At 35.6% G+C, this 14,806-nt stretch carries 5 protein-coding genes; all 5 read left to right on the forward strand.

Annotation, left to right across the window (positions count from 1 at the left end):
* The first annotated feature begins 237 nt into the window (after nt 1-237).
* Nucleotides 238-687 (forward strand): hypothetical protein, encoded by a 450-nt coding sequence (locus AC1DVP_RS19455; protein ID WP_477185137.1) that lies wholly within the window; start codon nt 238-240, stop codon nt 685-687.
* A 103-nt stretch (nt 688-790) separates the two neighbouring features.
* Nucleotides 791-2,080: a hypothetical protein gene (locus AC1DVP_RS19460; RefSeq protein WP_477185138.1), complete on the forward strand. Its 1,290-nt coding sequence runs from the start codon at nt 791-793 to the stop codon at nt 2,078-2,080.
* Nucleotides 2,081-2,279: 199 nt separating this feature from the next.
* The gene (locus tag AC1DVP_RS19465) at nt 2,280-3,788 is read left to right on the forward strand and encodes a T9SS type B sorting domain-containing protein (RefSeq protein WP_477185139.1); all 1,509 of its coding nucleotides are present in this window, start codon (nt 2,280-2,282) and stop codon (nt 3,786-3,788) included.
* 1 nt (nt 3,789) lies between these two features.
* Entirely contained in the window at nt 3,790-7,398 is a 3,609-nt protein-coding gene (locus AC1DVP_RS19470; protein WP_477185140.1) for a PorP/SprF family type IX secretion system membrane protein, read from the forward strand.
* 438 nt (nt 7,399-7,836) lie between these two features.
* On the forward strand, nt 7,837-14,806 hold a 6,970-nt coding region (locus AC1DVP_RS19475; protein ID WP_477185141.1), incomplete at its 3' end, for a hypothetical protein.

Below are 14,806 nucleotides of genomic sequence, written 5' to 3' on the forward strand. Positions count from 1 at the left end.
TATTGTTTTCATGTTTCACACAGTATGTTTAACGGGTAAAAACTTACTTTTTGTATTAAATTTTACTATTTATAAATTTTTTTAATATGCAATTAATTTCGATAAAGTGTTGATTATATAGGATATAATGTAAAAAAACAGGTGATTTTACATTAAAATGTTCTATATTTTATTTCCCAGAACTTGCAAATTCAATTTAATTGTATATTTTTGTTTTATTAATTAAAAAACCAAGATATGAAAGGGAAAATTATTTTTTTCAGTATTTTTATGTTAGCATTGAGCTCATCAAAATGTATTGCACAGGCAAAACCTAATATGCCGCAAAGTATTATTAGTACAAGTGCATCGATTCGTACTTACAATGATGATAAAACATTGAAAGCTATGTCAAAAGGAGAATTGGTAGAATTATACATCGAGCGTATGAAAGTGATTGTAAGAATACTGCCTAAAATTGGATTGGCGACTAAGCCAGGTGTAACAATGACAGATCTAGGAATTCCTGATACAGCTGATAATAAAAAAGCTTTGGATTTGGACAAAGAAGCAACTCAAACATATTTAGATATTTCAGTTGATTATCTAAGAAAAATGTTGCCTTTTTGTGATAAAGGACAACTTGTAAATGCAATTTTGTTTTATGAGCAAACATTAAAATCATTACGTGATTTAGAAGCTCAATAAAAATATATTTTTAGAAAATTAATCTTTTCTAAGTTCGATCTTAAACTCTTTTATGAGTAATGAAATCTCTCCTACAGAGAAAAATATTAATAGCCCCAAGCCTATGAAAACTAAATTTTTACTTATTTGGGTTTTTTTTGCAGTTGTTAGCAATGTAAGTGCTCAACAGGAAAAAGGAATTTTTGGACCAAGCAATTGGTTAAATAATTGGACTGAATTCAAACCAGCTAAAGCTGATTATGGTGAGGCAACTCAAATCCTCGCTGGTAATATCACAGTAAATACAAGATTAACAAAGAAGGATGTATATATTATCCAAGGAAATGTATACGTTACTAATAATGCTGTACTTACTATCGATCCAGGAACTATAATTATTGGAGATTCGGATTCAAGAGGTACTTTAATAATAACTAAAGGTGCACAAATTGTTGCAGAAGGTTTAGAAACTGATCCTATAGTTTTTACATCTAATAAAACTGCCAAAAAAGCTGGGGACTGGGGAGGTATCGTAATTCTTGGCGATGCTCCGATTAATAAATTTGGACTTTATTCTTCTGTTAATTATGATGATTTAGATCCTGCATTGACAACTTATGGCGGTAGTAATACTGCAAGTTCGTCTGGCGTATTGAGATTTGTCAGAGTAGAATATGCTGGAAAAAAGGCTAGAGGTGCTGATAATTTTGATGCTATTTTACTTGGTGGGATTGGAAATAAAACGATCTTAGAAAACATTATGGTAAGTTATGCCGCTGGTGAAGCTTTTGAAGTTTTAGGAGGCGAGCCAATAATGAGCAAGCTAGTTTCTTACAGATGTAACGGAATTGATTTTAAATTCACATTAGGAGCTCAGGCTAAAATTGATAATTCGTTAGCAATTAGATCTTCTTATGTAAGTAATAGCAGTGGTTCACGTTGTTTAGATATTTCTTCTTATGTCAAAAAAGAGGATGTGGATTTTACTAAAAAGCAAACATCGGTAACTGCAACGAACCTTACTTTAGCAAATGACAGTGATGATATAGACACAGATGTAAAAGCTGGATTGGTAAAAGAAGCAGTTTTAGTTGCAGAGAATACTACATTGGTTTTAAGAAAAAGCGTAATATCTGGTTTTAAACCAGCTGTAATATTGGATTCCAAAATCGATATTAATGATAAAAATCTTAAAAAGATCAGAATCGAAGAAATGTATTTTAATTTTTGCAGCGGAAATATATTTTCAGCAGGCTCTTTAAATAATGAAGATTTGGAAAGTTATTATGGAACTAATGTTTTCTTTAATTTGTATTCAAAAACTTCTAATATTGAAACATTCAATGATTTTGCAAATCCTAGAAGACCTGATTTTAGACTAGCTCTTACTAAGTTTACTGCTTCTACAAAATAAAAAATAAACTTTGTATTAAATATAAAATGAAAGTTAGACCTTAAAAAATGACAGGGTTTAGCTTTCATTTTATTACTTAAATAAACCATTTCAATTGTTTGTAAATCTTATTTATATAGAATGAACAAATTGGTTGAACTCTTTATGAACGAGTAGAAATTGGATTTTATCCCCAATGAAATGCAATAAATATCGACCTATGAATAGAAAACCTACTTTTTTATTTTCTTCTTGTACATTTTTATTTTTTTTAATGCTGTTGGTGCTTCTTACTGCATCAGGTGTATTTGCACAAACAATTACACCGCAAAAATTACCATTTGATAAAATTTGTGCAGGCGGTCCACATCCTACAGATCCGAATCAAGTATTTAATGAATATCAGGCGCAATTCAAAGTTGCTGGTTTTGATTCAAATGTAATTTTTACTGTTGAGTTGTCAGATCCAACAGGCTTATTTACAACTCCGACAGCTACAATTCCTTTGGCAGCTTTGGCAGGAACTCCTCCGGATACTTCAACTGATAGAACATTAACTTTTGCTATTCCAACCAATTTACCTGGTTCTGATAAATATCAATTAAGAATTAAAAGCAGTAATGGTTTTGTAAGTCCTAGTTTTACAATTTTTGGGACGATGAACACCAAATCTTTTTCAGCCTATTTTAAAGCTTATAACGGGGCTTTTTTTATCAATGATAAGAAGACTTCTGTTAGTTTTTGCAGTGGCGGAAGTGTTACATTAACTGTTTATAACCCAGATCCAAGTGTTCCGAATTCATCACCGGGCAATTTTCCTCAATTAAAATACAACTGGTATAAAGATGATGTTTTAATATCTGGCCAATCGTCTAGTTCAATAGTTGTAAATGATCCTGGGTTTTATTATGCAAAATTAAATTATGGACCTTGTTCGGATGATAATTTTAGATCGCAGGGAATCGATGTTATAAGTTCTTCTGGAAGCGGAGGTGCTACAATTACATCAAGTAAAGGGAATCCTTTCTGTTCTTCCGAAACTACAACTTTAACTGCAGCTTCTGGTAATTCTTATATTTGGAGAAAAGAGGGCACTATTATTACTGGTGCTACTAGTCAAACATATACTGCAAATGTTCCGGGAACATACACTTGTGATATTGATTTTGGAGGTTGTAACGATACTGCTAAAATTGATTTAAAAACTACAGCCAGCCTAAGCGCTAATGGCAGTATTGTTACCGAGGGAGAAACATTGCCAGTCGAACAGGGAAATACATTAACAGTGACAAGTACGACTAATGTTTCAAATCCGACTTATCAATGGTATTTCAATAATAGTCCTGTTACAGGTGCTACGCAAAGTAATTTGGATATAACTCTTGCTGGAAGTTATAAAGTGATTATTTCAGGTTGTGCATTTTTATTTAAAGTAAAATATAGCACAGTAATAAATTATAATGTGCCAAAAATTCCTAATGTCATTTCACCGAATAATGATGGTACTAATGATACTTGGATTATTCCAGACTTATATAGCAATACAAATACCCATGTAACAATTTTAAGTTCTTTGGGTGAAATCGTCTTCGAAACCGATAACTACGATAATTATAATGGCTGGCCACAAACCAATATTGAATTCAAAAATTTCAACCCTGTTTATTATTATATAATTGCTCCAAATGGCGAATCAGCCAAAAAGGGTTCGATAACTCTTCTGAAATAATATGAAAAAAATTTTATTAAGCGTTTTCTTTTTTTGCTGTTCTGTTCATGTTTTCTATGCACAACAAGAAGACGGTGTTGTATCTTATGTTATCCCACCAGGAAACTCTTTAAAATTTAATTCATTTATAATTAATCCAACGTTCAGTTTTGTTAGACAGCAAAGCACTCATCTTACTTTGTTTAATAAGACCCAATGGGCAGGATTTGAAAACGCACCAAAAACTAATCTATTAAGTTATTCAGGGCGTTTTAAAGAGAATGAAGGAGTTGGGCTAGGTGTTTTTCAGCAAACACAAGGAGTATTTAGCACTTTTGGTCTTGTTGCTAATTTTGCTCACAATATCGTTTTGCAGGAAGATAGTAATTTGACTTTTGGTATTAATCTAAGTGCGTATAAAAGTGGTTTAGATAAAGGTAAAGTCATTTCTAATTTTCCAGATCCTTCTTTAGATAATATCCCATCCAATACTTTACTGACCATTAATCCTGGAATTAATTATGGTTCTGCTTTTTTGGATTTCGGACTTTCGTTTACCAATTTGGTTACTTATAATTTTAATTCAGGAATTATGAAGGATGACCCTAACCAAGGTATTGAAGGACATGTTATGTACACTGGCTACCTTGATTCTTATGGTTTCTTTGACAAAAGTAAGTTTTCAGGTATAATCAAAACAGAAGTTAATAAAGACAAAACAGTTTTTTCAGGATCAGCTATGTTTACTATTCCAAAAGGTATTTGGGCACAAGCAGGCTATAATTCTGTATTAGGAGCCACAGCTGGTTTCGGACTTAATATTACTCCAAAAATAGCTCTTGAATATTCCTATGGTATGGGGTTGGGTGATATTTCACAATTAGGAGGTTCTCATATAATTGTTTTGGCTTATAAATTCAAGAATCAGAATTTTGATTATGGGGACGATGAAGAAGAAGGGGCTTTAATTGAACCTGCTCCAATACAAAAGAAGGTTGCAGCAACTCCAAAAACGAATGCCAAAGCAATTGCTGATGCCAAAACTGCACAACAGGCTAAAATTGCTGAAGCTAATAAGGCTAAGTTAGAAGCGGCTAATAAAGCTAAAGCTGATGCTGTTGCTTTAGCAAAAGCTAAGTCTGATGCCTTGGCTATTGAACGTAAAAAGAAACTGGATGCGGATGCGAAAGCCAAAGCGGATGCCGCCACTGCATTAGCAGTTAAAAAACCAGAACTTACAGCTAAAGAGAAATTAGCTGCTGAAACTAAAGTAAAAGCGGATGCCGATGCTGCTGCAAAGTTGGCCGCAGCAAATAAAGCTAAAGCGGCTGTAGCTGCAAAATTAGCAGCCGACACTAAAGCGAAAGCAGATGCTGATGCCAATGCAAAATTGATTGCTGAAAATAAAGCTAAAGCAGCTGCCACTGCTAAATTAGCTACCGATACTAAAGTAAAAGCTGATGCTGATGCAGCAGCAGCAAAATTAGCTGCTGAAGCGAAAGCTAAAGCAGATGCAGCAGCAGCAAAAAAAGTAGCTGAAACAAAAGCCAAAGAGGCAGTAGCTGCCAAATTAGCTGCCGATGCGAAAGCGAAAGCAGATGCAGAAGGAGAGACTAAGGTTAAAGGAGATACAGCAGCCAAATTAGCCGCCGATGCGAAAGCGAAAGCGGATGCAGAAGCAGCGATCAAACTTGTTGCTGAGACTAAGGCCAAAGCAGATGCAGAAGCRAAAGCTAAGTCTGAAGCAGCAGCCAAATTAGCCGCCGATGCGAAAGCCAAAGCAGATGCAGAAGCCGCTAAACTTGCGGCAGAGACTAAGGCCAAAGCAGATGCAGAAGCGAAAGCTAAGTCTGAAGCAGCAGCCAAATTAGCCGCCGATGCGAAAGCCAAAGCAGATGCAGAAGCCGCTAAACTTGCAGCAGAGGCTAAAGCTAAAGCAGATGCAGAAGCAAAAGCTAAGTCTGAAGCAGCAGCCAAATTAGCCGCCGATGCGAAAGCCAAAGCAGATGCAGAAGCCGCTAAACTTGCAGCAGAGGCTAAAGCTAAAGCAGATGCAGAAGCAAAAGCTAAGTCTGAAGCAGCAGCCAAATTAGCCGCCGATGCGAAAGCTAAAGCAGATGCAGAAGCCGCCGCTAAACTTGTGGCAGAGGCTAAAGCAAAAGCAGATGCAGAAGCAAAAGCTAAGTCTGAAGCAGCAGCCAAATTAGCCGCCGATGCGAAAGCGAAAGCGGATGCAGAAGCAGCGATCAAACTTGTTGCTGAGACTAAGGCCAAAGCAGATGCAGAAGCAAAAGCTAAGTCTGAAGCAGCCGCCAAATTAGCCGCCGATGCGAAAGCCAAAGCAGATGCAGAAGCCGCTAAACTTGCGGCTGAGACTAAGGCCAAAGCAGATGCAGAAGCAAAAGCTAAGTCTGAAGCAGCCGCCAAATTAGCCGCCGATGCGAAAGCCAAGGCAGATGCAGAAGCCGCTAAACTTGCGGCAGAGACTAAGGCCAAAGCAGATGCAGAAGCGAAAGCTAAGTCTGAAGCAGCCGCCAAACTAGCCGCCGCCGCGAAAGCGAAAGCAGATGCTGAAGCAGCTGTAGCAAAACTTGCTGCCGACGCTAAGGCTAAAGCGATTGCAGATGCCGCCGCCGCCAAATTAGCCGCTGATGCCAAAGCCAAAGCAGACGCTCAGGCAGAGCAGGAAAAAATTGAAGCTGCCGCTGCTGCAAAGCTTGCTATTGAAGCATTAGCAAAAGCTAAAGCAGATGCTATGCCTAAAGATGAATATGGTAAATCAATGGACAACCTGACAAGTGTTCTTGAATCTTCAAAAAGGAGACAGCAACAATTGCTGACTCGTTTGGATGCATCTGTGGCTAATAAAGAAAAGGCATTGAAAGAGATGAGAGAAGAGAATGATTTAAGTGATAAAGGGATAGTGAAAAATGCTGCAGTAGAGTTTAAAAGCACAGCTGGAGAGAATGCCGAGCTAGAATCTATTAGAACGCAAATCGCTGAAATAAATAAGACACAAGCTGATAACTTGGCTGAGTTTAACAAGCTTTACAATGAAAGGCTTAAGAAGACCTCTAAAAATGATCTTATTAATCAGAATTATTTAAAAACTATAGAAAACTTAAAAGCAGAACAGGCTAAGGCGGAACAATCTAATTCTGCTTTAATTACCACTTTGGAAAAAATTAAAGTTGAAACTGAAATTGAGAAAAAACGTAGAATCAAACGTGCGGTTTCTTCAAATGATCAAGATCGTTTAGCACAGGATATGGCTACTTTAAAACAAATAAAAGCAACTACTAAAGTGAGTAGTGTTCCATTGAAAAAGGAAGATTTTGATTTTGGAGATAATCAGGCAAATATGCAGATTATTAAAAATAATAAAAACCTTGAAAGTGGCTATTATATGATATTGGCAGTACATGGAGATGTATCAAAAAGAGATGCATTTGTCACTAAGACAGTAGCTGCCGGACAGTCAAATGTGAATTTCTTCTATGATGTAAATACAAGCAGGTATTTTATTTATACGGATAAGTTTGATAATTTACAGGAAGCTACAGATGCATTAGGGGAAAAAGGAAATAAGCCATATAATGGAAAGATGGTTATTGTTAAAATTGAAAAATAATTTTATTCAGATTTATTTAGCATAAAATAATTTGTATTTCTATTTGATTTTATTTTAAAATGTTTATTTTTATTTTTTTTAAGACAGTATTTGTAATATAAATCATAAAAAAACTGTCTTAAAGAAAGTTTAAAAAAATATAAATTTCTTTAAATTAATGATTTTACTAGTGTTTTTTACTACAAAACACTGTGATAACATAAATTTATTGTTAAAAAAACGCATTTAATTAAAATTTTCTTTGCATCATTTCTTATTCAGATGCCCTATTGAATAAGAAAAGATGTTTAGAAATAAATATATAAATACATGAAAAAACCTACTTTTTCTAAAATTTGTCATTGGTTATCATCTTTGATTGAAAACTTATTTTGCAATATTTCTTCTATAAACAAATTGCAAAATTTGAAAAATTTATTTTTTCAAAAAAACTCTTTTTTGACAGAAAGTAAAATTATTCTAGGATTATTTTTTTTCTTTTTTCTAACTACATTTTCTAGTTATTCGCAACTTGCTACCCCTTTTAGTCCTAGACTTGCAGGAGGTAATGTTAAGGTAAAAGGAGATGTTGTTTTAATAGGGAATAGTATTATTACGGCAAGTGAAGCTTCTACTCCTAATGATAATCTCGGTATTGATAATAATGGTAAGACAGGTACCTATATAAATATCGATAGTGGGGCATCCGGAATTTTTAGTTCAAGCTCAGCCAATTTAAAAATCAATAACTCCTGTAAAAAAATTGTTTGGGCTGGGTTGTATTGGGCTTCAATTTACCCTAATGAAGTAGGATCAGATTGGGGACAAAATTTTGTGGGAACTCCAAGATTAAATGATTGGAATCAAGTAAAATTTAAAGTCCCGGGAGGGAATTATGTCGATTTGATTGCCAGTAAAACAGATCCAAAAGAATTGATTTTTGATGGATATAACTATACAAATATTAACAATTCATTCAAAGATTCTCCTATAATTTGTTTTAAGGATGTAACTAGTTTGTTGTCTGTTTTAGGTGATGCAGACGGAACTTATACCTTGGCTAATTTAAGAGCAACAAGAGGTAAACGAAATGGAGGGTGTGCTGCAGGTTGGACCCTTGTTGTTGTATATGAAAGCCCTACTCTGCCAAGTAAATTTATTTCAGTATTCGATGGATATGCTGGTGTTCAAGGTGCTAATACTTTAAATATTCCTGTTTCTGGATTTAAAACACTACCAAGTCCATTTCCTGTAAATGCTAAAATTGGTGTTTCTGCTTTAGAAGGAGATTATAATATTTCTGGAGATTCTTTTCAATTTAAGGCAGCAACAAATTCTTCTTATACTATAATTTCTGATGCTCTTAATTTTACTAACAATTTTTTTAATTCTACTATTTCAAATAATGGGGCTTATGTACTTAATAGAAACCCTACGAGTAAAAACACACTTGGTTTTGATATAGATAATGTGGTTATTCCGAACCCTGGAAATTCAGTGCTTCCAAATAATGAAAGTGCAGGAGATTTAATGCTGACCACAAACGGTGATGGGTATGGTGCTTTTGTAACAACTTTTGCAGTAGATATCATTGAGCCAAAAATTTTATTGACAAAAGAAGTAAAAGACAATTCAGGAGCTGATGCTGGAGGAGCTAATGTAACTTTAAGCCAACAACTAAATTACGTCATTGGTTTTCAAAATCAAGGTAATGATAATGCGACTGGTTTTACTATTAAAGATGTTCTGCCAATTAATATTAATTTTAATTATCCTGCTGATATAACGTCTTTACCACCAGATATTGTTATTAGTGGAGTAACCTATAAAGTGACGCATACTTATAATGCAGCAACTCGAACGATTATATTTACGATTCCTAAGCAGTTTGTTGAAAAAAATGATCCTAGATATGAGATTCGTTTTAAAGTTAAAGTAGTTGATTCTTGTAATCAGCTGAGTGATGCCTGTTCTAATATTATAAAAAATTCGGCTTATGCAACTTACAAAGGGGAAATCAATACGGCTCAAATAACAGACGATCCAAGTTTATCTTCTTTTACAAGCTGTAATATTGGAACACCTCAGTCAACCAATTTTTTAGTTGGTGTTGATGGCTGTAAATTTACTAAGAGTGAAATTTTGTGCGGTAATAGTGTTGATATTAAGGCAGCAAATGGATATGATGGCTATAAGTGGTCAACTGCTCCTTTTGATAAATTTGGTGCTACAAGCGGAACTATTCTTGGTAACAGTCAAACGCTTACAGTAACCAATCCTGGCAAATATTATGTTTATAATACTGCTAAAGCTCCCTGTTTATCTATAACAGAGGAGGTAACAGTTGCACGTTTTGGAACAATTATGACCAATCCTGTAATTCCGTTTGCTGATGAAGTTGTTACTTGTGTCAGCGGTGGTGCTGGAAAATTACTGCCAAATATCTTTTTGTGCGGTGCCAATTCCACTCGACTAATTAATACGAATATCTCAGATGGTTCTACAATTGTTTGGGAGAAATTAGACGAAACAAGCTGTTCCGCTGTAACCGATAAGAATTGTGCTAATGAGAGTAGTTCTTGTAAATGGAATCAAGTGGGATCAGGAGCTAGTTATACTGCAAATACTTCAGGTCAGTTTAGGTTAACTTTGACTTATCCGGGGAATTGTTTCAACCGCTTTTATTTTAATGTCTATCAAAATACGTTAAACCCTACTGAAACGCATTCTGATATTATTTGTAATACCAAAGGAAATATTACTATTGGCGGTATTCCGCTTACTTCATATGAGTATAGCATTAGTAGTGTTAACGGTACGACACCGTCTATTCCTTATCAAAGCAGTAATAGTTTTACAATAGGTACGGCTGGATTATATACTGTTTTTATTAAACAAATAGGAGTAACTACAAATCCTTGTGTTTTTGAAATAAAAAACATTCAGATCAGACAAAGGAATTTTACTGTGGATCAGTTTGTAACTAGTCCTTTATGTTATGGTGAAAAGGGTAGTATTAAGGTGGCTGCAAATGATGTAAGAGGCTCTTATACCTATGAGATTTTTAAAAATGGAACTTCATTAAATAAAGTTACCACCGCAAATTCTGATTTTACTTTCACAGGTTTAGACTCAGGCGCATATTCATATACTGTTACAACGGCTGATGGCTGTACATATACTCAGTATTATGTTGCTATTGCTGAATCTGCTGGTCAGATTAAAGCGACTCCATCTATAAAAATTCCTTTAACGGATTGTAATAAGGGGATTATTAAGATTGATACGCAGCAAGACAAAAACTATTCTAATACTTTTTCTTATTTTGTAAACGGGTCTCCTACTTTTCAATCGTCAAACGAAATTGAAGTTACTTCTTCTGGTTTATATACAATTAGAGTAGTAGGACTAAATAATTGTGAAGTAACAGTAACACAGCAAGTGGATTTATTGCCAAAACCAACTTATACTGTTACGAATACAAATACAAATTGTTATGATGAGAAAGCCAAAATAAGTATCGCTCTAAACGGCAGTAGTACAGGTTATAAAGTTGAGTACAGTATTGACAATGGAGCTACGTATGTTCAAGGAAATGCTACAGGCATTGAGTTCTTAAATTTATATGGCGGACAATATAAAGTTTTGGTTCGTTTTAGTGTTACGTATCCAATATCAAATTGGCCAGGTACTGAAACTGTTGTTTGTCCTCTTGATCCAGTTCAGACAATTAACATCAGMGGTCCGACTTCAGCTGTTACTGCGTCTGCAGGTGTTGGTGAATTGGCTGGCTGCGGTCCATTAGTAGGAGGTCAGCCTACAGGACTTTTACGTATTACTAATGTGGAAGGAGGTACAGCTCCTTATCAGTATAGTTTTGACGGTGGCAATACTTGGGAAAATGTAACACAAAAATATGTTATAGCAGGAACCTATAGTTTGGCTGTTAAAGATGCTTTAGGCTGTGTATTCAAAATACCATATACGGTAACTCTTGATCCAAAACCGGCCGATCCAAATATTCAAGATAACATTGATACTATTTATAATTGTGATGGTACTGCTACTGCTACTGTTGTTGTAAATAACCCAACTACATCAGGTGGGACGACTTATACTTATGAATATTATTTGCAAACAGGTACAAATCCTGCAGTACCTAATTCTCCAATAACTAATAATGTTTTTACAAATGTGCCTTCTGGAGATCATACGGTAATTGTAAAATATAATGTTCAAACAGTTTCTAGTTACAGTAATTTACTGCAGGAAGATTTTGGCAGAGGAGATGATACAACATCGCCAGGTATAAATGCTGCTTATTGCTGGGAAAAACAGGACGGAAATACATTGGCATTTGCAACGTGCAGTTTGTCTGATTGGCATCCTTGGTTAATGAATGATGGAGACTATGTAGTTACAAAAGCTTTATTACCAGATCATGCTAACGATTTTAACTGGTTTTTGCCAAAAGACCATACCGCTGTATTAAACAGTACCCCAGCTATTACAGATGGAAGATTTTTGGCTGTTAATATTGGTAAAACTATTCCTCTTGGAGCAGTTTTATATCAAAAAACAATTAACGATATTATACCAAATCAAGAGATTAATGTGTCATTGTACATGATTAATTTGTTGAAAACCACTAATAATTTGCCTTCACCTCAATTGAGAGTTCAATTGGTAAAAGGGACAACTGTAATCGCTTCTCAAGCCATGCCAAGTATCCCAAGAGATGAAATATGGCATTCGAGTACAGATTTAGCAGGAGGGTCAATTTTGACATTGAATCCAGGAAATAATACTTCTTTAGAATTTCAAATTATTTCTAATAGTCAGGTTGTTGATGGAAATGATTTAGCAGTCGATGATATTCATGCGTATCAAGTTCCAAAAGCATGCGGTAACGAAAGATCGTTTCTGATTAAAGTTGATGGAAGCAAAGCATTTAAAGCTTCTATTCCAACATTTACAGATGTGAAATGTTTTGGTGAAACCAATGGAACAATTACTATTGCGGCCGAAAACTTTAGTGCTGCAGGATATCAATACTCAGTTGACGGAGGTATTTTTCAAACAACAACGATTTCTCCATTAGCTTTATCAGGATTTGGGACAGGTACTCATACTATTATTGTTCGCAATGATGCTACAGGTGCTTGCCAGTATACTTTAAAACAAGATATTAACGCTCCAACAGGTGTAACAGTTACAGCTTCTATAACCAAATTACCAACTTGTACTACTGGAGCAACAATAACTGCGGTAGGCAGTGGCGGAAAACCAGGATATGAATATGAATTGCGTGCAGCAAATGGAACTACAGTAATAACTGCTTTTAACAGTAACGCACAATTCACAAATGTATCCGATGGGAATTATACGGTATTTGCAAGAGATGTCAGTTCATGTATTAGTGCTGTTGGCGCTTCAGTAAATGTGGTCTCTCCTACAGGCTTTACTGCGAGTTTGGCCGCATCGTCTGATTTTTGTTTTGATACAGTTAATCAAGCCTCATTAGTGGTTTCTGTTTCGAGAGGATTAAGTCCGTATACATATAGCCTAAACGGAGGAGCCTCACAAGGAAGTAATACCTTTAATACAGTAGGAGTAGGAACTTATACTATTGTAGTAACCGACAGTAATAATTGTACGGCCACAATTAACAATATCAAGATTGAGAATCAGTTAACTTTGACTGCAAAGTTAGACCAAGATTTAACCTGTCTAGCAAATGCATCTATTAGCGCTACTGTGAACGGCGGTTATGGAGCTCCTTATACTTATACGGTATCACGTAATAGCGGTGCCACTACTTCAGTAACATTCCCTTATACAGCTACGCTTGCAGGAAGTTATGTATTTACTGTAAATGACAGTAAAAGCTGTCCGGCAACGAGTAATACTATTATTGTTACTGCAAAAACGACACCTACATTAACTGCTGTTACAACCGACATTACTTGTAATAATAATAATGACGGCACTATTACAGTGACTGCGGCTAATGGCTCAACTGCTGCTTATACGTATGCAATTAAATTAAGCACTGCAGCTGCTTATACTACTCAAACTACTAATCAATTTACAGGCCTAGCTGCTGGAACTTATAATATTAAGGTTATTGACAGTAAAGGCTGTGAATCTGCAGTCAGCAATGTTACGATAATAAATCCAGCTGCAGTTGGAGGAACTATTAATGCAACAGAATTGGGCTGTAGTAGTGCAGGTACTGTTGATGCTGTAGTTACAGTTAATGGTTCTGGAGGTACTGCACCTTATAAATATAGTTTTAACGGAACTTCTAATTTTACAACTGGAAATACTTATTCTACAGGGACTGCACAGACAGTAACGGCTTATATCCAAGATGCTAATGGCTGTCAATTTGGTCYGCTACAAGCAATAATTAGGCCTAAGGTGCTTATTACTGGTATTGATGTGTTTTTTGAAACTGGTTTAGAGTGTCCGGCATATAAGGCGCATGTTAAATTTCAGGCAATAGGTGGATTATCCCCTATTCGTTACCAAGTAACTGCTGTTCCTTCAGGTATTAGTATTCCAATTGAAGCATCTGGACAATATAGTCTTGATCCAGGGGACTATATTTTTAGAGCTACTGATAAAAATGGATGTAGTTTTGATTTAGATTATAATGTAAAAAGTGTGCCAGATATTGTTGCTGGAGGATCTGTGCTTACTCCTATTAAATGTTTTGGAGATAAAGGAACAATTCAGTTTACAGTAAATGGTGTAAAAGACAGAGGCTATGATTATGTAATTAAAAATGCCGCTAATGCAATTATTCAGAGTGCTAATAATGTTAGTGAAACTGTTACTACGATTAGTGTGCCTACAGCACAGCCTGCAGGAATCTATACGATTACAGTAACCGATAGAAAAACCAATTGCCCTGCAACTTATAGCGTAACGCTTACGCAGCCAGTGGCAGCTTTATCAATTACAAGTGCAACTCCAACGAAAGTAAATTGCAATAATGATAATTCGCAAATTACAATTGTAGCAGCAAACGGAACTCCTAATTATTCTTATGCTTACGCCAAAAGCCCATCTACAGCTCCAACATCTGCTTATAATTCTAATGCTGTTCAGACTGTAGATACTAATTCAGGAGCAGATTTGGTTTGGGATGTTTGGATAAAAGATGCTAATGATTGTACCACAAAGGCGACAGTTACTATCGGAGCAGAAAGCGTTCCATCGATCACAGCTCCGGCGGCACAGTGCTATACGGGAACACCAATTTCGGTTACCGTTACAGGATCAGGCACAGGATCATTAACCTACAGCAAAGACGGTATAACTTACCAGTCCAGCCCGACATTCAGCTTAACCCCTGGAAGTTATACCTTATACTTAAAAGACGGTTTCGGCTGTGTGGCTTCTACGCCGTATACAGTTGCAC

This window comes from Flavobacterium sp. P3_A6 (assembly GCF_056403035.1).